Origin of the sequence: Pseudomonas sp. NFACC02 (assembly GCF_900110765.1) — a bacterium.
Taxonomy (GTDB): Bacteria; Pseudomonadota; Gammaproteobacteria; order Pseudomonadales; family Pseudomonadaceae; genus Aquipseudomonas.
Genome location: NZ_FOEO01000020.1, coordinates 1 through 20,635 on the forward strand (window position 1 = coordinate 1; position 20,635 = coordinate 20,635).

At 60.8% G+C, this 20,635-nt stretch carries 20 protein-coding genes and 2 riboswitches; of the genes, 9 read left to right on the forward strand and 11 right to left on the reverse strand.

Going from position 1 to position 20,635, the window contains the following annotated elements; translation table 11 throughout:
- Window positions 1–521: 521 nt before the first annotated feature.
- Together BMY73_RS16800 and BMY73_RS16805 are read right to left on the reverse strand one after the other, a co-directional pair.
- A complete protein-coding gene (locus tag BMY73_RS16800) occupies window positions 522–1,562 on the reverse strand; it encodes an alpha/beta hydrolase family protein (protein WP_092408468.1) in 1,041 nt (346 codons plus the stop codon).
- A 418-nt stretch (window positions 1,563–1,980) separates the two neighbouring features.
- Window positions 1,981–2,586, reverse strand: coding sequence for an FMN-dependent NADH-azoreductase (locus BMY73_RS16805; protein ID WP_092408470.1), 606 nt, complete (start codon window positions 2,584–2,586; stop codon window positions 1,981–1,983).
- A gap of 128 nt (window positions 2,587–2,714) precedes the next feature.
- Here BMY73_RS16805 and BMY73_RS16810 point away from each other — a divergent pair, with 128 nt between their 5' ends.
- On the forward strand, window positions 2,715–3,641 hold the full coding sequence (locus tag BMY73_RS16810; RefSeq protein WP_092408472.1) for a LysR substrate-binding domain-containing protein: 927 nt from the start codon (window positions 2,715–2,717) through the stop codon (window positions 3,639–3,641).
- A 110-nt stretch (window positions 3,642–3,751) separates the two neighbouring features.
- A complete protein-coding gene (locus tag BMY73_RS16815; RefSeq protein ID WP_092408474.1) occupies window positions 3,752–4,096 on the forward strand; it encodes an MmcQ/YjbR family DNA-binding protein in 345 nt (114 codons plus the stop codon).
- Window positions 4,097–4,157: 61 nt separating this feature from the next.
- On the opposite strand, the gene BMY73_RS16820 is transcribed toward BMY73_RS16815, so the two are convergent.
- Complete coding sequence (locus tag BMY73_RS16820) at window positions 4,158–4,592, reverse strand: DUF1294 domain-containing protein (RefSeq protein ID WP_371914981.1); 435 nt, start codon at window positions 4,590–4,592, stop codon at window positions 4,158–4,160.
- Between the two features lie 4 nt (window positions 4,593–4,596).
- Window positions 4,597–5,427: an undecaprenyl-diphosphate phosphatase gene (locus BMY73_RS16825; protein ID WP_092408569.1), complete on the reverse strand. Its 831-nt coding sequence runs from the start codon at window positions 5,425–5,427 to the stop codon at window positions 4,597–4,599.
- Window positions 5,428–5,756: 329 nt separating this feature from the next.
- Between BMY73_RS16825 and pnuC the strand changes: the two genes are divergently transcribed.
- Together pnuC and BMY73_RS16835 are read left to right on the forward strand one after the other, a co-directional pair.
- Window positions 5,757–6,320 carry a nicotinamide riboside transporter PnuC gene (pnuC, locus tag BMY73_RS16830; protein WP_092408478.1) on the forward strand — a complete coding sequence of 188 codons (564 nt, stop codon included), beginning with the start codon at window positions 5,757–5,759 and terminating at the stop codon, window positions 6,318–6,320.
- Between the two features lie 8 nt (window positions 6,321–6,328).
- Window positions 6,329–6,859 (forward strand): AAA family ATPase, encoded by a 531-nt coding sequence (locus BMY73_RS16835; protein ID WP_092408480.1) that lies wholly within the window; start codon window positions 6,329–6,331, stop codon window positions 6,857–6,859.
- A 111-nt stretch (window positions 6,860–6,970) separates the two neighbouring features.
- Here BMY73_RS16835 and BMY73_RS16840 read toward each other — a convergent pair whose 3' ends face one another.
- Entirely contained in the window at window positions 6,971–8,290 is a 1,320-nt protein-coding gene (locus BMY73_RS16840; RefSeq protein ID WP_092408482.1) for a sigma-54-dependent transcriptional regulator, read from the reverse strand.
- 391 nt (window positions 8,291–8,681) lie between these two features.
- Between BMY73_RS16840 and BMY73_RS16845 the strand changes: the two genes are divergently transcribed.
- A complete protein-coding gene (locus tag BMY73_RS16845) occupies window positions 8,682–8,948 on the forward strand; it encodes a hypothetical protein (protein ID WP_065991433.1) in 267 nt (88 codons plus the stop codon).
- Between the two features lie 16 nt (window positions 8,949–8,964).
- Here the strand turns inward: BMY73_RS16845 and BMY73_RS16850 are convergent, their stop codons facing one another.
- The 4 genes from BMY73_RS16850 to cobW form a co-directional block, all read right to left on the reverse strand.
- On the reverse strand, window positions 8,965–9,648 hold the full coding sequence (locus BMY73_RS16850) for a vWA domain-containing protein (protein WP_092408484.1): 684 nt from the start codon (window positions 9,646–9,648) through the stop codon (window positions 8,965–8,967).
- A gap of 17 nt (window positions 9,649–9,665) precedes the next feature.
- Window positions 9,666–10,676 carry a magnesium chelatase ATPase subunit I gene (locus BMY73_RS16855; RefSeq protein ID WP_092408486.1) on the reverse strand — a complete coding sequence of 337 codons (1,011 nt, stop codon included), beginning with the start codon at window positions 10,674–10,676 and terminating at the stop codon, window positions 9,666–9,668.
- Between the two features lie 197 nt (window positions 10,677–10,873).
- Complete coding sequence (gene cobN / locus BMY73_RS16860; protein ID WP_092408488.1) at window positions 10,874–14,650, reverse strand: cobaltochelatase subunit CobN; 3,777 nt, start codon at window positions 14,648–14,650, stop codon at window positions 10,874–10,876.
- A gap of 3 nt (window positions 14,651–14,653) precedes the next feature.
- Window positions 14,654–15,733: a cobalamin biosynthesis protein CobW gene (gene cobW / locus BMY73_RS16865; protein ID WP_062381949.1), complete on the reverse strand. Its 1,080-nt coding sequence runs from the start codon at window positions 15,731–15,733 to the stop codon at window positions 14,654–14,656.
- 134 nt (window positions 15,734–15,867) lie between these two features.
- Window positions 15,868–16,090: riboswitch (cobalamin riboswitch) on the reverse strand.
- An 87-nt stretch (window positions 16,091–16,177) separates the two neighbouring features.
- Window positions 16,178–16,401: riboswitch (cobalamin riboswitch) on the forward strand.
- A 97-nt stretch (window positions 16,402–16,498) separates the two neighbouring features.
- Here cobW and BMY73_RS16870 point away from each other — a divergent pair.
- The 4 genes from BMY73_RS16870 to cobM are packed head-to-tail and all read left to right on the forward strand — an operon-like array spanning window position 16,499 to window position 18,602.
- Window positions 16,499–16,684 (forward strand): CbtB domain-containing protein, encoded by a 186-nt coding sequence (locus tag BMY73_RS16870; protein ID WP_062381950.1) that lies wholly within the window; start codon window positions 16,499–16,501, stop codon window positions 16,682–16,684.
- 11 nt (window positions 16,685–16,695) lie between these two features.
- The gene (locus BMY73_RS16875; protein ID WP_092408489.1) at window positions 16,696–17,415 is read left to right on the forward strand and encodes a CbtA family protein; all 720 of its coding nucleotides are present in this window, start codon (window positions 16,696–16,698) and stop codon (window positions 17,413–17,415) included.
- Window positions 17,412–17,831, forward strand: a complete 420-nt coding sequence (locus tag BMY73_RS16880; RefSeq protein ID WP_092408491.1) for a cobalamin biosynthesis protein — start codon at window positions 17,412–17,414, stop codon at window positions 17,829–17,831. The genes BMY73_RS16875 and BMY73_RS16880 overlap by 4 nt, the downstream gene beginning before the upstream one ends.
- A gap of 24 nt (window positions 17,832–17,855) precedes the next feature.
- Window positions 17,856–18,602: a precorrin-4 C(11)-methyltransferase gene (gene cobM, locus BMY73_RS16885; protein ID WP_092408493.1), complete on the forward strand. Its 747-nt coding sequence runs from the start codon at window positions 17,856–17,858 to the stop codon at window positions 18,600–18,602.
- Between the two features lie 231 nt (window positions 18,603–18,833).
- On the opposite strand, the gene nfuA is transcribed toward cobM, so the two are convergent.
- A complete protein-coding gene (gene nfuA / locus BMY73_RS16890; protein ID WP_062381954.1) occupies window positions 18,834–19,427 on the reverse strand; it encodes a Fe-S biogenesis protein NfuA in 594 nt (197 codons plus the stop codon).
- Between the two features lie 110 nt (window positions 19,428–19,537).
- Window positions 19,538–20,557, reverse strand: coding sequence for an acyltransferase family protein (locus tag BMY73_RS16895; protein WP_092408495.1), 1,020 nt, complete (start codon window positions 20,555–20,557; stop codon window positions 19,538–19,540).
- Between the last annotated feature and the right edge of the window lie 78 nt (window positions 20,558–20,635).

Here is a 20,635-nt window from a genome sequence, read left to right on the forward strand (position 1 = left end):
CCGTGGGCCCGCGCCGAACGGGCATCCATGCCCTGACGGCGCTCTCGCGGCATCCATGCCGCTCGACCCACTGCGCGTCGTCTGCGTTTGGCCTGCACCCAAGTCGCGATTTGCGGTGTCTGGACTGTCGCGCATATGAACAGCGCGGGCTGGAGCTAACGCTCCTCGCATTCTTGGTTCGTGCATCCATTTCCCGTACACCACTCTCTCTTGTAGGAGCGTGGCTTGTCCCGCGATCTGCCGGGAACCGGCAGCAAGACCGGTGCATGCGGTGTATCAGGTACAACCGAGTCGCCTGATTTTGTTACCGCTGCGCGGCAGATCGTCCGAGTGCGGCCCAGAGCAAGCGCGCTCCTACGCCTTGCAGGCAGCAGCCTTCGATGAAGCTGAACATGTGTTGCGAGAAAGACAGTTGCCACACCCTGCGGGCAGAAGCAGTGTCTCGATAAACCCAGGTTCTCGATCGGACGGTGTGCCGCCTGCCGTTGATTCTGGCCGAAGGCCGTGGGAGCAATCGGACCTCACTGACGATGCACTGCTGTCTGCATACCCGCCGTACTGGTCGGTGCGCCCAACGCCGTACCGAAGAACCGCACCGCTTCACTGCTCAGGTTGCGGTGAATGTCTTCGCGGTCGACACCGATAGCATCGGTACACAACACCGGCTGGGTAGCCCGTTGTTCGTCGTCACACGGGGCCATGAACACAAAGTGCCCGGCACCGGCCAGCAGTTTGAAGTCCGACACCTCGGGCAGCTTGCGCGCCAACGCTTCAGCGTTTTTGTCGATGGCCAGCAACTCGTCGCCGTCGCCGCTGTACAGCAGCACGGGCACATGAACATCCGCCAGGGTATGGCGACCGAACATCAGTCCCAGCGGCGCCATCAACATCAGGGCGCCGACGCGCGGGTCGGCGTGAGCGTGCAAATCGTCACGGTCAGCCAGCAGTTCACCCTGAGTCTTGCACGCATCACGGTCTTGAGGGCGTTGCGTGCAGTAATGACGCAAACGCTGCAGATCAGGTTGCGCACCTGCCAGAATCAGCGCCGTTTCACCGCCCGCCGAATAGCCGATGACGCCGACCCGGCGGGCACTGATGTACGGAGAGAGCATGGGATCGAGCAACGCGGCGCTGATGGCCTCGGAGATTTGCAGTGGTCTTCCGTACAGATTACTCAAGCTACCCAGACGACTGTGATCCAGGTAGTTATCGCCTGGATGAAAAACGGCCACCACCACAAACCCCTTACGAGCCAGCGATGTCGCCAGGTCGTGCTGAGCAAGCGGTGTGCCGGTATTGCCGTGAGAAAGCATCAGCAGCGGAAAGCGCCCCATGGCGATTTTCGCGTCTTCAGTCGCTTCGATGGGATAACCCTGAACACGAGTGACCTTCTCGTCGTCCGTCGAGGGATAAAAGGCGTAGGCGTGCATGGGCCGAGCGTCCAGCGGATCAGGGAACGTCAGCTCGTGAAAGCCTACGCTCCAGGTCTCCGGCTCACTGGCCTGCACCGAAATCAGGCTGCTGAACAGGCTTATGACCATCACTGCACAAAGACGCATCATTGCAATGCCCCTCACCTTATCAATCCGTGCTTTCCGATTCAGACGCCTGCGGCCTGAGGTCCTTGTGAAACGGTGTCTGTAGCCATCTGACACATCGCCATCGATAACATTCAGAGATGTTGTTAGATCAATAGTGCACAAGGCGGGCCAAGCTCGGAAAAATAACGGGCACTGGCCGAATAACACAAAACACAAGCCGACTCCGCAGCGATTTTACTGCAACCCCAGCGAGGTTACGCGCAAAGAAATCGCAAAGGCTGTCGCGAAGCTGAACGCTGCATTTTAAAGGCCAGAAAAACGACAAAAGCCCCGGCGCCCGTTGGCTGCGAGCCTCGGGCGATGGGGCTTGGGTGGCTCGAACAGCGTGTACGGCAGGTTTGCGGAAAGCGTCGCCAACCGGCAGCGCCTGCCTCGACAATCAGGCGAACAGCGTTTCTTCGATGTGTTTCTGTGCGGCGTTCATGGCGTTGGCGCGGGGTTCGTCACCGTAGGCCAGGCCGTGGGCGAACACGAACTGCAGGTCGGTGACACCAATGAATCCGAAAAGCACCTTGAGCAGGTCTTCATGCCCCACGCTGGTCGGCTGGCCCTGATGCAGACCGCCGGCGGTGGAAACGATCACCACTTTCTTGCCCTTGCACAGGCCTTCCGGACCGGCTTCGGTGTAACGAAAGGTGCGACCGGCAACGGTGATGCGGTCAATCCACGCCTTCAGTTGGCTTGGAATCGTGAAGTTGTACATCGGTGCACCGATGACCACGACGTCCGACGACAGGAACTCTTCCAGCGTGGCTTCGTTGGTTTCCACTTCCAGCTTCTGCGCCGCATCACGGCCTTCAACGGGCGTACCGGCGGCTGCCAGCGTAGCGCCGGAGAAATGGCTCAGCGCATCGTTGGCCAGGTCGCGATAGACCACTTGCGTGTTCGGTTGGGCGGCGGTGAACGACTGAACGACGCTACGGCTCAGTTGGCGCGAAGCGGAGTGGTCGCCGAGGATGCTGGAGTCGATGTGTAAAAGTTTCATAACGTGCTTCCCAAGTGAGAATCGCCGCTTGGCGATCAAGTGGCGATCATCCTACCGTGGAAGACAATGACTGATTAGTCGGCAAAAATGCGATAGTTTGTCCCACCAGCAGGACAATCGAGCACAGCATGCAAGACCTCAACGATCTTTATTATTTTGCCAAAGTGGTCGAGTGCGGCGGTTTCGCGGCTGCCGGACGCACCCTGGGTATCCCCAAGTCACGGCTGTCGCGGCGGATTGCCGAACTGGAAGCCCGGCTCAACGCCAGCCTGCTGCAGCGGACCACGCGCAAACTGGCCCTCACCGCCGTCGGCGAGCGCTACCTGCAACACTGTCAGGCGATGTTGCTGGAAGCTGAGATGGCGGATGAGGCCGTGGCCACGCTCTCGGCCGAACCCCGAGGTCGCCTGCGCGTCTCCTGCCCGCTCGGCATGACCCATTGGAACCTGAGCGGCACCGTCGCGACGTTCCTTGCCCATTATCCGCAGGTTCAGCTTGAGTTGTTGCTGGTGAATCGCCGGGTCGACCTCGTCAACGAAGGCATCGATGTCGCGCTGCGTGTGCGAGACATCGGTGACGAGGACCCCACCCTGATCGTTCGTCAACTGGCGCCAGCGGAAGCGGTACTGGTTGCTTCTCCCGCATTCGTGGCCGGCAAGCACATACAGACGCCGGAAGATCTGTACCCGTTGCCGGTGCTCGGCGCAATAGAAGCAGATCGCAAGGTGCACTACCAATTGGTGCATCAGAATGGCCGGCGACAGGAAGTGGTACTGGAGCCGCGCCTGGCCGTCGACGACTTCCCGATCCGCAAGGCTGCCGCGCTGGCCGGACTGGGCATAACGATGCTGCCGATGATTGACTGCCAGGACGCACTCTCGGACGGGACACTGGTGCGCTTGCTGCCCGACTGGTCGATGCCCAGTGGAAACCTTCAAGCCGCCTATACACGGCGTCGTGGAGCGCTGCCAGCGGTGCGGGCATGGATCGATCACGTCGCGGCGGAATTCACCGCACACTCGGTTGGCGGCGTTCAGACGAAACCCCTGACGTGACAGCGGGCGATACGCAAACCGCCCTGCCTGACCGCTGTCATCGGCAGACGCTCCCACACGATTCTGATAAAACGTGCACCCGGCAACCTTTTTGTTCACCAGGAGATCGCATGGACACTGAAGACGTCGCAGCTTTTTGCCTTAGCCTCCCCGGCGCTCGGGAAGACTACAAATGGGGTGGCGTGCGGGTGTTCTCCATCGCGGAAACCAAGATGTTCGCGGTCATCGGACTGAGCGGCAACGACCTTGCGTTCAAGGTCGGCCCAGATCTGTTTCTCAGTTATGTCGACCGGCCCGGCATCCGCCCGGCACCGTACCTGGCCCGCGCTTACTGGATCAGCCTTGCTCATCCGTACGCGATGGGCAAGGACGAGCTGTGTGAGCTGCTGATCCGCTCCCACCAATTGGTGGTCAGCAAACTGCCCAAACACCGACAAGTCGCCTTGAAGCGCTAGCGCGTTGAACGCTGCGCTAGTGCTTTGAATGCGGCGCTAGCGCTTTGAACACGGCGCGAATTCAGAAAAAATGCCGGGCAAGAAAATTGCCGCCCACCAGTAGTTGATCGATCCAGAACAGTTCATGCAACAGCACTACCAGCCAGAGGACGGCCTGGTACGACAGCTTGCGCGTCTTGTGCCGAAAAACCTGCTGGGCGACCAGTGCGCCGGGCCAGCCACCCAGGAGCTCGGCGGCATGCAGGCGCTTCTCGGGTGTGCGTTGGCCCTGGGTTCGCGCCTGTCTTTTGTCATGACCATACAGCGCGAAAGCGATGACGCTCATCACGGGGTAGATCGCCGCCGGCAGCCAGGAGCCGCCGTGTAAACCGATTGACAGCACCCCGTACGCCGGCAAGGCGCAGAGCAACACCAGCACCGACAGCTTGAACGGGAGCCAGCGCACGGGCGTCTTCTCGGTACGCTTGTGGGCCTTGGGTTGAACACGCGCATTCATCATGTCACGGCTGCACATTGGACCAGTCGACCCAGCCGAAGACCCAGGTCGCCAGAATCAGCAATCCAAACGCAATTCGATACCAGGCGAACACCGCATAACTGTGCGTCGCAATGAATTTGAGCAAGCCGCGCACGGCGATCATGGCGAAGATGAATGAGGTAATGAAGCCCACCGCAAACACCGCGAAATCATCGGGCTGGAACAGATTGCGATACTTGTACCCCGAGTAGAACGACGCGGCGATCATGGTCGGCATCGCCAGGAAGAACGAGAACTCGGTGGCGGTCTTGCGAGACAGACCAAACAACAATCCGCCGATTATGGTCGAGCCCGAGCGCGACGTGCCAGGGATCATCGCCAGACACTGGGCAAAACCCACCTTGAGCGCATCGGCCCAGGTCATCTCGTCCACGGACTCGGCATGGACCTCATGCTGGCGCCGCTCCGCCCACAACATGATGAAACCACCGACAACCAACGCGGCCGCCACCGTGATCGGGTTGAACAGGTAATGGTGGATCAGGTCCGAAAACATCACGCCGAGCACAACGGCCGGTAACACACCGATGATCAGATTCAGGGTAAAGCGGCGCGCCTGCGGCTGGGTCGAAAGCCCAGTCACGACATCGACAATCTTGTGCCGGAACTCCCACATCACCGCCAGGATCGCCCCCAGCTGAATGATGATGTTGAATGCCATCGCCCGTTCGCCGCCAAAGCCGATCACGTCGGCCACAATGATCTGGTGACCGGTGCTGGAGATCGGCAAGAACTCCGTCAGCCCTTCCACGACCCCAAGTATTAACGCCTGTGCGGCGGTCCAAAGATCCATCATTCCCCCAGAATGGAGCCTGCTCGTGGCGAAGCTCTCTTGATATGTTTTGAGCACTGTTCAGTGCACGTTAAACGGTCCGATGTAAAAACCGCATGAACAGTCAAGACTGCGGGCTCAAGCACGCGAGCGCCGCGATCCTAACAGACCGGCACGGCGAACGCTCTAGCATGGATATTGACGCGCAGACCTTGACGTAACGGACGGTTCGCTAATGTTTTTCCTATGAGCAATGCTCAGGTACTTCCCTTTGATTCAACACGCCACAATGGTTCATAAACGGCTTACAATCGCGGCCCTTTACCCTTTCCCTCTCCATAGGAGTTTTCATGTCCGGGCTTGAACTGTTCGCCGCTGCACTCGGTGTCATTGCCGTCTGGCTGACAGTCAAACAGAACCCGTGGTGCTGGCCGATCGGACTGATCATGGTGCTGCTCTACATCTGGATCTTTTTCGATGTGAAGCTGTATTCAGACATGCTGCTGCAGGGTGTCTACGCCGTGTTGCAATTGTATGGCTGGTGGCAATGGACGCGGCGCGGCGACGTCGTCGACGGCCGCCGCGTGACGTACCTGCGCGGCGGTGCCCTGACGTTGAGTCTGGCCGCAGGCGCGGTGGTGAGTCTGATATTGGGCGCGGCAATGGCGCACTTCACCGACGCCGCGCAACCCTGGCTGGACGCCGCGCTGACCGGATTCAGCCTCGTCGCGCAGGTGTGGATGGCGCAGAAACGCGTGCAATGCTGGCCGTTGTGGATTGTTCTCGACGTCATTTTCGTCGGGCTGTTCCTTTATAAAGCGCTGTACCTGACGGCGGCCCTGTACGCGCTGTTCACCTTGCTGGCCGTACAGGGCTGGCGTGACTGGCGCGCCGACCCCGCGCTCGCCCGCTGAAACACGGCATGAAAGTTCTGGTATTGGCAGGCCCTGAGTCCAGCGGCAAAAGCTGGCTGGCCGAGCATATCCAGCAGCGCTTTGGCGGTGAGCTGGTGAGTGAGTACGTACGGACCTTCATTGAACAGGAGCAGCGTGAAACCTGTTATGCGGACATTCCCGTCATCGCGCGCGGGCAACTGGCCAGGGAAGACGAAGCACGCTCCCGCGCCCCGGAACTGCTGATCCTTGACACCCATCTGCTGAGCAACATCCTGTGGAGTCAGGCCCTGTTCGCAGATTGCCCGCCGTGGCTTGAACAGGAACTCCTGAGACGACGGTACGATTTGCACCTGTTGCTTTCACCAGACGGCGTCGAATGGGTAAGCGACGGTCAGCGCTGCCAGCCCTTGCTCAGTGAGCGGCAGGCATTCTTCGAAGCCAGTCGCGAGTGGCTCGACCGGCATGGGCAAAGGTACGAAGTCATCGAGGGCACTTGGAGCTACCGCATGGCACGTGCGTTCGAGGCGGTTGAAGCATTGCTTGGCACGGCGAGTTAGCCACCCGTACAAGCACATTGTTTCGAAACAGACGATCTGCCTCGGTGCGATGTACCGACATGGGCGGTTGAATCTGGCGCGCAGAGGCCCCCCTGCTCTGCGATCCGGGTGTTAACGAATTTGATGTTTGTGCAGCAACCGGTAAAACGTCGGCCGGGAGATCCCGAGCACTTTGGCCGCCACGCTGAGGTTATCGCTGTGACGCGTGAGCACGTCACACAGCGCCTGACGTTCTGCGCGGGATTTGTATTCCTCCAGCGTGCCCATGCTCGAGCTGATTTCTTCCTCGCCCAGCAAGCCCAGATCAAACGCTTCGATCTGCCTGCCCTCGGCCAATACCAGACCACGACGAACACGATTCTCCAATTCACGGACATTCCCTGGCCAGTCATGCTTGCCCATGGCGACCAGCGCATCCTGACTGAAGTTTCGGGGACGGCGACCGGTTTCCTGGCTGTAGAAATGCGCGAAATGATTGGCCAGTAACGCCAGATCACCATGCCGCTCGCGCAATGGCGCGGTGCCGACCTGCAGCACGTTCAACCGGTAATACAGGTCCTCGCGGAAGCGTTTCTTGCGAATGGCGGCTTCAAGGTCGACATGGGTCGCCGCTAGAATTCGCACGTCCACCGCGACGCGCCCACCGTTGACTTCAATGTGTCGATCCTGCAGGAAACGCAATAGGTTGGCCTGAACATCGAGCGGCAGGTCGCCAATTTCATCGAGGAACAAGGTTCCGCCGTTGGCCGCTTCGATGCATCCGATCCTTCGTTGCTGGGCGCCGCCGAGGCCGACCTCTCCATGGCCAAACAACTGGGCCTGCAAATCATCTTCACCGACCGTGCTGCAATTGATGGAAACGAAGGGCTGGTTCCGGCGCTGAGACTGCAGGTGAAGCGTGCGCGCCACCAGCTCCTTGCCAGTACCGGTTTCTCCCCGTATCAACACGGGCGACTCAGTGGGCGCCAGTTTGGTTAACAAACGGCGTAGCTCACGGATCGGACGACTCTCCCCGAGCAGTTCATGCGCCTGCCCATCTCCGTAACTGGCGCCTTGCGCGCGCAGTCGAGCCATACCGTAGGCACGGCCAAGGGTGACTTGAACCCGGGCCACATCGAACGGCAGGGTATGGAAATCGAAGAACCACTCGCAGACAAAATCGCCGATCAGCTCACGACGCAAGTCATCGGCGGTCACCACGGCAATCCATTCAGCGTGACTACGGGTGATCAGCTCCTTGATCAGTTGAGGCTGTTCAAAATGCTGCGGCATCAAACGGATCAGCCCGACGTCACACGCGCGGGAAGCTGCCATCTCAAGCGTGCAGCTGTCCACCTCCCAGCCTGCGACGCGAAGCCCCGGAATCAGACGCAGACATTCTTCACATGGTTCGACAATTAACAGGCGGCGGATCGATGCCAGTTCGTGCATATGAAATTCCTTGGCGCCAGGATTCGGATAATATTCCGTAGAAAAAACATTTTCAGAAACAGTGTCTTGGCGACTCTGGCCTTTACATTAGCAAATTTTTGACACGCGCTTGGACCGATTAAATATATGCCTAAGATCAAAAAGTGCTTAAAGGTCGCTGATGTGCGTGAAAGAAGTAATCAAGCAGATGGTTTAGAGGTGGAACGCTCAACAGCGCCTCAAGAAATACGAGGGGGAGTGAGAAAAATGTAGGAAGAACCGAAATAAAAAGAAAAAAAACGAAATACATTGTGACTTACCCCCCGCCGCCGGTCATCAGTACAAGTATCCAACCGAACGGGACGCCCGCCGTCCGGAGGACTGAACTGATACGGGCACCTGAGGATTTTCCATGAACGCCCCCTTGCGCTTTAACGATGCCTTACTGATCGCCGGTCACGCCTTCGAACCCTTCCAGTGCGTGGCCTGGGCGCCACAAGACGGCAACGGCGAGCTGAGCCTGACGGTCATCGATCGCACCAGCACCCGTATCGGTCGCAAACAGATTCCCAGCAGCGCTTACTCAGATCCAAAGCAACTGGCGCAGTTTCTGGAGCAGGCCCGTGCTGAAATCAGCGGCGAAGGCTACAGCCTCGAGCCTTGGACCATGCCAGCCTGATCGCCCCTTCGCAGGGCTACGACCTGTAAGACGAGGAAGCACTCGCGCCAGCGCGCAGGACGGTCAGCTCATTGATATGCCGGTAGTCCGCTTTCAATTGGCGGGCTATTTCAGGCGCTCTGCCCAAACGGATTGGCCCTTGCTCGATGTCGACCAGCAGACTCGGGCAATGAAAGGCATTCAGCGCAGGCATCTCCTTTATGCGGCCATCCGTGAGGATGATGACCCGCTGTGCCTCGGCCGGGTAACGCGCATGACGTTTGCTCAGCCATTGAGCCGCCTGTTCGACCGCGTCGAACAGCGGCGTTCCCCCTCCCGCACCCAACGCATCAAGCCAGGGTCGCAATGACAGCCCCGCCTTCAGCCCCTGATGTTGCCAGCGCGCCTGCGTGCCGCTGGCGGTGAGCAATGCCAGGCGGGCGCGTTGACGGTAGGCGTCATCGAACAGCTGAGCGAGGAAGCCCTTCGTCTGACTCAGCGCCTGATGGCGTCGGGTAGACGCCGAGGCGTCGACAATCACCAGCCACAAGGTTTGCGGGCGGCGCGTCCGGGGTTGTCGCACCAAGTCGTGATGACGTTGCGGACGTCCTCTCAGCAAACTGGGGAACCATGCAATGGCGCCGTCGACACCGGAACGTGGCGCGCCATTTTTGCCGCCGTCAAGCCTGCCGGGTCGAGGACTGGCATCCGCCCCCGTCAGGTGACGAGGGCGGATGCCTAGGGCTTTTTTGGCCAGCTCGGCACTTCTCGACGTGCGCCGGTGGCCACCGGGTGCGCAGGCATTTCACCCCAGTTGCCTTCACCCTGTTCAGGTGGTTTTTGCGGCGATTGCGCCGGGTTGTCCTGCGCAGCGGAGGTCTGGGGCTGAGGCGCTTGAGACTCACGCCGGCGGTGACGCAAGGCCAACTCGGCGACCGTATCGATATCGTCGCTGGTGATGGACGATGCGCCGCGCCACGCGGCATGGGCCCGCGCGGCACGCAGCCACACCAGGTCCGCCCGCAGGCCATCGACGCCTGCCGCAAAGCAACGCTCGGTGATGGTTGCCAGGCTCGCGTCGTCCAGTTCGATACCCGCCAGCAGGCCCCGAGCGGTTTCGCAGCGAGCCTGAAGAGCCCGCTGTTCGTGCGCCCATTGTTCGATGAAGGCTTCGGGCGCCGCGTCGAAATCCAGCCGGCGACGAATGATCTGCCCGCGCTGCTGTGGCGGGGTCTGGCCGCTCAATGCGACATTCAGGCCGAACCGGTCCAGCAACTGAGGCCGCAATTCCCCCTCTTCCGGGTTCATCGTGCCGATCAGAACGAATCGCGCCGGGTGGCGATGGGAAATGCCGTCTCGCTCAACCAGGTTGACCCCACTGGCCGCGACGTCGAGCAGAAGATCGACCAGATGGTCCGGCAGCAGGTTGACCTCGTCGACGTACAACACCCCGCCGTCCGCCTTGGCCAGCACACCCGGCGAGAAGCTTGCGCGGCCTTCGCCCAGCGCTGCATCAAGGTCCAGTGTGCCGACCAGCCGTTCTTCGGTGGCGCCCAGCGGGAGCGTGACAAATTGTCCACTCGCCAACAGATCCGCCAACCCGCGCGCCAATGTCGATTTGGCCATGCCGCGCGGCCCTTCGATCAGCACGCCGCCTATTTTCGGGTCAATGGCCGTCAGGCACAGCGCCAGTTTCAACTCATCGGCGCCGACCACAGCGGCGAGCGGGAAATGTGGGGTGTCTGTCATTTTTTATGCTCTGGGTTCGGATACATCAAAACTTCTGAGTGAGACAATCTGCTTCTGCCAAAGGCGTAGGAGCGCGCTTGCCCGCGATTGCAGTGTGTCAGCTGCGCATTCGTCACAGAAAAAATGCCATCGCGGGCAAGCGCGCTCCGGCCTCTGGCCAGAATCAAGGGCTTACAACGCGAGGCACGGGCATAGCATCAAGACTCTTCTATATCCAGCAACAGGTTTTCCAGCGCCTCGCGGTAAGCGCCGGGCGCCCGCCACAGCCCGCGCTGCTGCGCTTCCAGCATGCGTTCGGTCATGTCACGCAAGGCGTCCGGGTTGTGTTGCTGGATGAACTCACGGGTCGACGGATCCAGCAGATAAGCATCCGCCAGCAACGCGTATTGGTGATCGTCGATCAACTCGGTGGTGGCGTCGAAAGCGAACAGGAAATCCACCGTCGCCGCCATCTCAAACGCGCCCTTGTAACCATGACGTTTGACCCCTTCAATCCACTTCGGATTGGCCGCACGGGAGCGCACCACCCGGTTCAGTTCTTCCTTGAGGCTGCGAATCTTCGGCAGATCGGGTTGACTGTGATCGCCATGGTAGCTGGCGACCGCTTCGCCACTCAGGGTTTCCACAGCGGCCAGCATGCCGCCCTGGAACTGGTAATAGTCATTGGAATCGAGCAGGTCGTGCTCGCGGTTGTCCTGGTTCTGCACCACGGCCTGCACCTGACTCAGGCGTTTGGCAAAGTCGGCCCGAGCCGGCGTGCCTTCATCGGTCGCCCCGTAGGCGTATCCGCCCCAGTTCAGGTAGACCTCGGCCAGGTCTTCCCTTGTTTGCCATAAGCGGCCGTCGATGGCGCTTTGCACACCCGCACCGTAAGCGCCGGGTTTGGCACCAAAGATCCGCCACCCCGCCTGCTTAGCCGCTTGCTCGTCGCTCAAGCCCTCCCGCTTGAGCTGCGCCCGCTCCTGACGGACGCGGGCCGCCAGCGGGTTCATGTCATCCGGTTCATCCAGCGCCGCCACGGCTTGCACGGCGGCATCGAACAAGCGAATCAGGTTGGCGAAGGCATCGCGGAAAAAGCCGGAGACCCGCAACGTCACGTCCACTCGAGGGCGGTCCAGCAAGCTCAGCGGCAGAATCTCGAAGTCGTCGACCCGCTGGCTGCCGGTCGCCCACACCGGGCGCACGCCCATCAGCGCCATCGCCTGAGCGATGTCGTCACCGCCAGTACGCATGGTGGCGGTGCCCCAGACCGACAGACCCAATTGACGTAAGTAATCACCATTGTCCTGTAAGTGCCTCTCCAGCAAGAGATTGGCCGACTGGAAGCCGATGCGCCACGCAGTCATGGTCGGCAGGTTGCGCACGTCCACGGAGAAGAAGTTACGCCCGGTCGGCAGCACGTCCAGCCGCCCGCGACTGGGTGCGCCGCTGGGTCCGGCTGGCACGAATCGTCCGCTCAACGCGTCCAGCAGTCCCCGCATTTCAGCCGGTCCACAAGCATCAAGACGAGGCACAACGACCTCCCTTACTGCTTCAATAACCTCGTATAACTCGTTGTTTTCAAAAACATCTATGCAGCTATTACCCGCGACGACTTGCTCGATCAGTCGCGCCGCATAGAGCTCCAGCCGTTCGCGCGTATCGCCGACCGTCCGCCACGGTTCCGCGCTCACTTCACGCAGAACATGAGGTTGTGGACCGTTCCACGGTTCGCCGAGCACGCAGTCCAGCGGGTCGAAATCCAGCGCCAACGCCTTGCTCAAGGCGCGCAAAAGGCTCGCCTGCGCGCCGCGACCGTCGCCACGGGGCACCCGCAGCATCGCCAGCAAGGTATCGATACGCAGTCGCCCGGTGGGCGACTCGCCGAACACATGCAAACCGTCGCGTATCTGCGACTCTTTCAAGTCGCACAGATAAGTGTCCAGCCGCGGCAACCAGATCGCCGCATCGGCATCGCTGTCGAGATGTTCTTCCAGCGCCAGTTCGCGATCAATATGGGTTTCGCGGACCAGACTGAGGATGTCTTTCTGCAGCTCGCGTGCGCGCCGAGGGTCGAGCAACTGGGCTTCGTAATATTCGTCCGCCAGCAGTTCCAGGTTGCGCAGCGGCCCGTAGGTTTCGGCGCGGGTCAGCGGCGGCATCAGGTGATCGATGATCACGGCCTGGGTACGCCGCTTGGCTTGTGCGCCCTCGCCCGGATCGTTGACGATGAACGGATAGATGTTCGGCATGGCACCCAGGATCGCGTCCGGCCAGCAGTGTTCCGACAGTCCGACGCCTTTGCCGGGCAACCACTCCAGATTGCCGTGCTTGCCCACGTGAATCACGGCATGCGCGCCGTAGCTTTTGCGCAACCAGAAATAAAACGCCAGATAACCATGGGGCGGCACCAGATCGGGATCGTGGTACACCGCACTGTGATCGACGTTGTAGCCCCGTGCCGGTTGAATGCCCACGAAGGTCATGCCAAAGCGCAGCCCGGCGACCATCATTCGGCCGTTGCGGCACATCGGATCGTGCGAGGGATGGCCCCACCGCTCGATCACGGCCGTGCGATTGGCTTCGGGCAATGCGTGAAATGCAGCCAGGTACTCGTCCATGGCCATGCTCTGATGACAAGGCCGTTGGTCGAGACTGTCGGGGTCATTGGTCACGCCGCCGAGCAAGGCGTGAATCAGCGCCGTGCCGCTGTCTGGCAACCCTTCCACGGGATAGCCTTCGCCCTGCATGGCGGTGAGGATGTTCAGCGCCGCCGCAGGCGTGTCCAGCCCCACACCGTTACCGATACGGCCATCCCGGGTCGGGTAATTCGCCAGAATCAGCGCCACGCGTTTGTCGGCATGCTCGGTACGCGCCAGCAGCACCCAGCGCCGTGCCAGTTCGGCGACGAAGTCCATGCGCTCCGGTTGCGCGCGATAACAGACCACGTCGGACTGACTGCGCTCGCTGTACCAGGCCAGGTCTTTGAAGCTGATCGGGCGGCTGATGATGCGTCCGTCCAGCTCCGGCAAGGCGATGTGCATCGCCAGATCGCGTGCGCCAAGCCCTTGCTCGCTGGCCTGCCAGGCCGGTTCGTTGTCCTGCGCGCAGATGGCCTGGATGACCGGAACAGCGCGCCGGAACGGGCGCAAATGAGGCGCTTCCGGGTTCGACTGGGCGAAACCGGTGGTGTTGAGGATGACCTCGCAATTCGTCTCGTCCAGCCAGTCCTGCACGGTGGCCAGGCACGCCGGCTCTTTAAGGCTGGCGACGGCGATGGGCAACGGGTTCAAGCCTTGCGCCAGTAACCGCTGGCAGAAAACATCAATGAAACCGGTGTTGGCCGCTTGCAGGTGCGAGCGATAGAACAAAACCGCCGCCACCGGGTGATCCACGCGCCAGTCTGCCTGCCAGTCGGCGACACTGGCCTGAGACTTGGCGGGGTGATAAATCGCCGTGCGCGGCAACGTCTGTGGCTCGACCCATGGATAATCGCGGGCCAGCCAACGATTGGCGATGCACCGGAACAGCTCCAGCGCATTCTGCTTGCCACCCTGGCGCAGATAGTGCCAAAGCCGGTCACGGTCTTCGGCGGGTTCAGTGCTCAGGTCGCTGAGCTCTGGATCGGGGCGATCGTCGCCGGGGACCAGAATCAGTTTCACGCCGCTTTTTTTAGAGGCCGCCGCCAGTTCCACCAGTCGTTCGACGCCATAACGCCAGTAACCAATGCCGCCGTGCAGGGAAACGACAATGACCTTGGCATGGCGCAGCACTTCGTCGACATAAAGGTCCACCGACGCATGGTTCTGCACCTGCATGGGGTTGGCCAGACGCAAGCTGGGGTAATCGTCCGGCAATTGCTGCGCGGTTTCCGCGAGTAAGGCCAGATGGGAATCGCCGCTGCACAGAATCACCAGCTCGGCGGGGGTTTGCCCAAGGTCAGCGATGCTGTCGTCGGGGACGAAGCCACCGGGCTGGGTGCGCAGCAGGTGCATGGCTTAGCCTTTGATCTCGGCCGCCGTGACGGCGGCGCGCAATTGAGCCTCAAGCACGCCGGCGTCGAGCTCCTGGCCGATCAGCACCAGATGGGTCACGCGCTCTTCGTCCGCTTTCCAGGCACGGTCGAAGTGTTTGTCGAAACGGGTGCCGACGCCCTGCACCAACAAGCGCATCGGTTTGCCGGGAATGGCGGCGAAGCCCTTGACGCGCAGGATGCCGTGCTGGACGACCGCCTGGGTCAGGGCGTCGAGCAACAAGGCTTCGTCGGCTTGCGGCAGCGAAATGGAAATCGAGTCGAAGGCGTCGTGGTCGTGATCGTCGTGGTCGTCGCCCTCGTGGTGATCGTGGTGCGTCTTGCGGCCGTCGATGTGAAGCTCTGACTCGGCGCCCAGCCCCAGCAGGACGCTGATCGGCAACTGACCTTTGCTCGCCTCGATGACTTTCACCGCAGGCGGCAGCTCTTCGGCGACTTCGGCACGCACCGCGGCCAATGCCTGAGGGTCGAGCATGTCGGCCTTGTTGAGGATGACCAGATCAGCGCTGGCCAGTTGGTCGGCGAACAGCTCGTGCAACGGGGACTCGTGGTCCAGGTTCGGATCGAGCTTGCGCTGTGCATCGACCTGATCCGGGAATGCCGCAAAGGTGCCAGCGACCACGGCCGGGCTGTCGACCACGGTGATGACCGCGTCAACGGTGCAGGCATTGCGGATCTCAGGCCACTGGAACGCTTGAACCAGCGGTTTGGGCAGAGCAAGTCCAGAGGTTTCGATGAGGATATGGTCCAGATCACCACGGCGGGCGACCAGTTCCTGCATCACCGGAAAGAACTCTTCCTGCACGGTGCAGCACAGGCAGCCGTTGGCGAGTTCATAGACCCGGCCGCTGGCTTCTTCTTCGGTGCAGCCGATGGTGCATTGCTTGAGGATTTCGCCGTCGATGCCCAGCTCGCCGAACTCGTTGACGATCACCGCGATACGGCGCCCTTCGGCGTGATCGAGCATGTGGCGCAACAGGGTGGTTTTGCCCGAACCGAGAAAGCCGGTGACGATGGTGACAGGGAGTTTGGCCAGTGTTTTCATCGGATGCCCTATGGCGTTGCGGCGGGCAAGCAGGACGAGAACCGCGCAGCCTCCGGTATCGACAGGCTCGCCATTCGATTCGCCACCGGATCACCCCGCCCGGTTGTATGAGAATTCGCAGGGCGGTGCTTTGAAAGCAGGCCCTTCTTTGAGGCAGGTCTCCTGGCTCACGGCGGCGAAGTGGTTGACGCGGTCGTCAGGCCTCTCGCGTTCATCACGCCTTCCCGCTCGCGCAGTGGCTGTGCAATGAACATGACCGTTTACAGTTGCGGGGGCAGCTGCGGCATGTACCGCATTCCCTTCTTAGCGCCGATGTCGGGAATCCCGAGCCGGCGAACCTCAAGTGCGCAAGGCTACGCAGTGGTCAGGCGAAGGTCAACGAGCAAACGGCAGCCCCTGAGGTGACCAGCCCTGCGGATTGACTGACGCCCGGCACCGTGCTCTCCTACACGCCTTGTTACGGGTGCCCTTCACAGGGTGAAACGGGAAACCGGTGCGCGCAGACCTCAAGGTGTGTGCAAGTCCGGCGCTGCCCCCGCAACGGTAAGCGAGCGAAGAGTCAGATCCACTGTGTCGGTAGCGATATGGGAAGGCGATTCTTGAAGGCATGTGGCGGTTGCACGTGTCCCTCGCAAGCCCGGAGACCGGCCCGACAACGACACATAACAAACCCGCGGTGGGCGGGCGCTGTTGAGTTCACGGCTGACGCTCGTCCGCCGTGTGCCTTGCGCCTTCCCGTCCGCCGACATTCCAGAGGGAAGCGCCATGTCGATCAGCACCACCCGCCAGACCTCCAGCCAGGTCACAACTCAGACCCAACGTCTGACCGCCGCCATCAGCGCGATGATGCTTGGCGCATGCCTGGTCTACTTCGCCGGTTTCTCGCATCTCGACGCCGTGCACAACGCTGCGCACGACACGCGTCACAGCGCCGCCTTCCCTTGCCACTGAGACCTGTCGCCATGTTCAAGCGAATCGTTCAAACGGCCGGTTTCACGGGACTGCTCGCCGCCCTGCTGCTGACCCTGCTGCAAAGCTTCTGGGTCGCCCCCTTGATCCTCCAGGCGGAAACCTACGAAAAAGCCCCGGCCGCCCAACAGCATGAGCATGCCGAAGACGCCATGGCCGCTCATGCCCACAACGATGAAGCGTGGGAGCCGGAAGATGGCTGGCAGCGTGTGCTGTCCACCACCGGCGGCAACCTGGTGGTTGCGGTGGGTTTCGCGTTGATGCTGGCCGCGCTCTACACCTTGCGCGCGCCCACCGCCACTCCCCAGGGCGCACTTTGGGGACTGGCGGGCTTTGCCGTGTTTGTCCTCGCGCCAACCTTGGGCTTGCCGCCTGAACTGCCAGGCACGGCGGCAGCCGACCTTACCCAGCGGCAAATCTGGTGGGCAAGCACCGCGGCCTCGACAGCCGTCGGGCTGGCGCTGATCGTTTTCGCCCGCCACGGGCTGTTGAAAGTGCTGGGTGCCGTGATTCTGGTCATTCCACACCTCGTTGGCGCGCCTCAACCGCAAGTCCATTCGGCGCTGGCGCCGCCAGCACTGGAAGCACAATTCAAGATCGCCTCGTTGCTGACCAACGCGCTGTTCTGGATTGCGATGGGCCTGATCAGCGCCTGGCTGTTCCGCCGCAGCGCCGTACAATCGGCCCACGCGGACCTGAACCACGCCGCATGAGTAGACCCGGCCACCGAGCGATACGGGTGGTCGGCCTGGGCTGCCAGCGTGGCTGTCCTGCGTCGGTGCTGCTGGGGTTGATTGAGGTCTGTCTGCTGGAGCGCCGGATTGCATTGAGCGACATCACCGCCCTGGCCTCTATAGACAGCAAATCAACCGAGCCTGGACTGCTGGCGCTGGCGGAACAGCTTCAATTACCAATCGCGTTTTTCAGCGCGGATGAACTGGCGGTCTTCGCGCCGCAACTGAGCCATCGCTCGCAGGTAGCTTTCGATCACACCGGTTGTTACGGCGTCGCGGAAAGTGCGGCGCTGGCGATGGCGTCGCGGCTGTCGGGCGCGCCTGCCAGTCTGTTGATAGAACGACGCAACTGCTCGCGAGCGACCTTCGCATTGGCTGGACGCAACCCGTTGTAAGAGCGCTTGCCCTCTGGAGAACCCATGACCGTTTTTTTCATCGGCGCAGGCCCCGGCGATCCGGACCTGATCACCGTCAAAGGTCAACGCCTGATCCGGACCTGCCCGGTCATCATTTATGCCGGATCGCTGGTTCCAGCGGCGGTTCTGGAAGGTCACCAGGCGGTTCAGGTGACAAACAGCGCAGAGTTGCACCTGGAACAGATCGTCAGCCTGATGAAATCTGCTCATGCAAACGGCCAGGATGTAGCACGCGTACACTCTGGCGATCCGAGCCTGTACGGCGCCATCGGTGAGCAAATTCGCTGTCTGCGTGAGCTGGGAATTCCGTTCGAGATCGTCCCGGGCGTAACCGCCACGGCGGCGTGTGCTGCCCTGCTGGGCGCCGAACTGACACTACCTGACATTTCGCAGAGCGTAATCCTGACCCGTTACGGCGACAAAACGGCGATGCCGGAAGGCGAAGCGTTGAGCGACCTCGCTCGGCACAAGGCGACCATGGCGATTCATCTGGGGGTCAACAATCTCGCAAAGATCGTCGCTGAACTGACACCCCACTACGGGGCGGACTGCCCGATCGCAATCGTTCACAGGGCAAGCTGGCCGGACCAGGATTGGGTGGTCGGAACGCTGGCGGACATCGAACAAAAGGTGCAAGAGAAGGGTTTCAGGCGTACGGCCCTGATTCTGGTGGGGCGCGTGCTGGGCAATGATGTGTTCAGCGAGTCATCGTTGTATCGGGCCGGGCATGCGCATGTGTTCAGGCCGTGACTTGAAACGTGCTTGACCCTGTTTTGATGCTGGCCGGAGGTCGTAGGCGCTTGGCTTGCCAGCGATCTGTCGCGCAGCAGCCGTAGAATCGGCCACCTCGGTCTTGGCCGACACACCGCGGGGTTGGCTACCGGTACCAGGCAGATCGCGGGACAAACCACGCGCCTACAACGAATGTGCACTAAACAAAAAGCCCCGAACCAGTCGGGGCTTTTGTGCAGCAGAATTCACTCAGTAGTAAGCGTTTTCTTTCTGAGTGTGGTCTGTCACGTCACGTACACCGGACAGCTCAGGAATGCGCTCCAGCAACGTGCGCTCAATGCCTTCCTTGAGCGTCACGTCAGCCTGACCGCAACCCTGGCAACCGCCACCGAACTGCAGCACGGCGATGTTGGCCTCACCTTCTTCGACCACATCGATCAACGTGACCTGACCGCCATGGCTCGCCAGACCTGGGTTGATCTCGGTTTGCAGATAGTAATTGATGCGCTCGTTGATCGGACTGTCGGCGTTGACCATCGGCACCTTGGCGTTAGGCGCCTTGATCGTCAATTGGCCGCCCATGCGGTCAGTGGCATAGTCGACCACGGCATCATCCAGAAACGCTTCGCTGAACGAATCGATCCAGGCGGTGAAGCTCTTGAGGCCGATGGCTTTGTCTTCCGGTTTTTCTTCGCCCGGCTTGCAGTAGGCAATGCAGGTTTCAGCGTATTGGGTGCCAGGCTGGGTAATAAACACGCGGATGCCGATGCCGGGGGTGTTCTGCTTTTGCAGCAGATCGGCCAGGTAATCGTGGGCGGCATCGGTAATAGTAATAGCGGTCATGAAAATTCCTCGCAGACGTGAGGCGGAGTTTACGCCATTCCACGGCAACTGACAAAGTCCCAGTATTTCGCTCAGGTAATCACTTCAACCCCTTCGCGGGATGCTGGCAGTCAGGGTACAGCCACTTCCTTGACCGCCCTTCTGCTGTCCAGCCAGCCTTTCATCCGGCGGTACAAGCCTTTCTCGATCCACTCGTAGCTCAGCCACGCGCCAAACGCGATCACCGGGATGCACACGGCGAATGCCACGTATGGATTGACACCATACCGCTGAGTGGCCAGCCAGCCGCCGTACAGCACCAACACATGCAGCAGGTACACCGAATAGGAACAGTCGCCCATGGTTTTCAGCAGGCGACTGCCGCGCATGTACGGTTCGAGCGAGATACAGGCCACTACAATCACCGCGCTGGGCAGCCCCCAATTGACGATGCGCAGGTCGGGCGGAAGGTGCTTGATCGTCAACAACGCACCGGCGATGGCGAACAGGGGCAGCCACAATCGCTCGGTGATCCAGCCGCGGCGGTAAATGACCCCGATGCCGATACCGAGCAGGAATTCATACACGATGTCGTTGGCATAGAAACGACTGATCAGGCCCGAACGTCCCAGGACATCGGTCACGGCGAACAACGCGGCCGCGACGATCAGCGGGCGCATACGCTGTTGAAACAGGAATACCATCGAGAACAGGACGTAGAACAGCATTTCGTAGTTCAGCGTCCAGCCCACGTTCAGCGTCGGGTACAGCCCATAGCCACCGGGGTTTTCAGACGGAATGAACATCAGCGACAGGATAAAGCTCTGCCAGTCGACGACCTGATGCGGTAGCAACGGGTGAGCGACGACCACCAGCAGCCCCATCACCACGGTGTAGAGCCAATAAGCGGGGACGATACGGATAATGCGATTGAGCATGAAACGACTGGCGGGAATGTCCTTGTCCACCGTTGACAGGTAGATCACCAGACCGCTGATGACGAAGAAGATGTCAACGCCAACGGCACCCTTTTCAGTAAAAAACCGGCCGATCGGGCCGCTGGGATGAAAGTCGAAAAAAATCTGCATGAAGTGATGACACACAACCACCCATGCGGCGAGCGCACGCAGGGCTTGAACCGAAATCAACATCGCTAACCTCTTGCTTGGTCGGTTTTGACCCACGATTCAGGACCTCTAAAAAGGCCGTGTTGGCAGGACGACTCACAG

Excerpts from the sequence above, each read along its gene's own strand:
- BMY73_RS16800 (WP_092408468.1), bottom strand. The coding sequence starts at position 1,562 with ATGATGCGTCTTTGTGCAGTGATGGTCATAAGCCTGTTCAGCAGCCTG.
- cobN (WP_092408488.1), bottom strand. The coding sequence starts at position 14,650 with ATGCACCTGCTGCGCACCCAGCCCGGTGGCTTCGTCCCCGACGACAGC.
- cobM (WP_092408493.1), top strand. The coding sequence starts at position 17,856 with ATGACCGTTTTTTTCATCGGCGCAGGCCCCGGCGATCCGGACCTGATC.
- BMY73_RS16825 (WP_092408569.1), bottom strand. The coding sequence starts at position 5,427 with ATGGATCTTTGGACCGCCGCACAGGCGTTAATACTTGGGGTCGTGGAA.
- BMY73_RS16875 (WP_092408489.1), top strand. The coding sequence starts at position 16,696 with ATGTTCAAGCGAATCGTTCAAACGGCCGGTTTCACGGGACTGCTCGCC.
- BMY73_RS16895 (WP_092408495.1), bottom strand. The coding sequence starts at position 20,557 with ATGTTGATTTCGGTTCAAGCCCTGCGTGCGCTCGCCGCATGGGTGGTT.
- BMY73_RS16880 (WP_092408491.1), top strand. The coding sequence starts at position 17,412 with ATGAGTAGACCCGGCCACCGAGCGATACGGGTGGTCGGCCTGGGCTGC.
- pnuC (WP_092408478.1), top strand. The coding sequence starts at position 5,757 with ATGTCCGGGCTTGAACTGTTCGCCGCTGCACTCGGTGTCATTGCCGTC.
- BMY73_RS16855 (WP_092408486.1), bottom strand. The coding sequence starts at position 10,676 with ATGACAGACACCCCACATTTCCCGCTCGCCGCTGTGGTCGGCGCCGAT.
- cobW (WP_062381949.1), bottom strand. The coding sequence starts at position 15,733 with ATGAAAACACTGGCCAAACTCCCTGTCACCATCGTCACCGGCTTTCTC.
- BMY73_RS16835 (WP_092408480.1), top strand. The coding sequence starts at position 6,329 with ATGAAAGTTCTGGTATTGGCAGGCCCTGAGTCCAGCGGCAAAAGCTGG.
- BMY73_RS16870 (WP_062381950.1), top strand. The coding sequence starts at position 16,499 with ATGTCGATCAGCACCACCCGCCAGACCTCCAGCCAGGTCACAACTCAG.
- BMY73_RS16815 (WP_092408474.1), top strand. The coding sequence starts at position 3,752 with ATGGACACTGAAGACGTCGCAGCTTTTTGCCTTAGCCTCCCCGGCGCT.
- nfuA (WP_062381954.1), bottom strand. The coding sequence starts at position 19,427 with ATGACCGCTATTACTATTACCGATGCCGCCCACGATTACCTGGCCGAT.
- BMY73_RS16840 (WP_092408482.1), bottom strand. The coding sequence starts at position 8,290 with ATGCACGAACTGGCATCGATCCGCCGCCTGTTAATTGTCGAACCATGT.
- BMY73_RS16820 (WP_371914981.1), bottom strand. The coding sequence starts at position 4,592 with ATGAATGCGCGTGTTCAACCCAAGGCCCACAAGCGTACCGAGAAGACG.
- BMY73_RS16810 (WP_092408472.1), top strand. The coding sequence starts at position 2,715 with ATGCAAGACCTCAACGATCTTTATTATTTTGCCAAAGTGGTCGAGTGC.
- BMY73_RS16845 (WP_065991433.1), top strand. The coding sequence starts at position 8,682 with ATGAACGCCCCCTTGCGCTTTAACGATGCCTTACTGATCGCCGGTCAC.
- BMY73_RS16805 (WP_092408470.1), bottom strand. The coding sequence starts at position 2,586 with ATGAAACTTTTACACATCGACTCCAGCATCCTCGGCGACCACTCCGCT.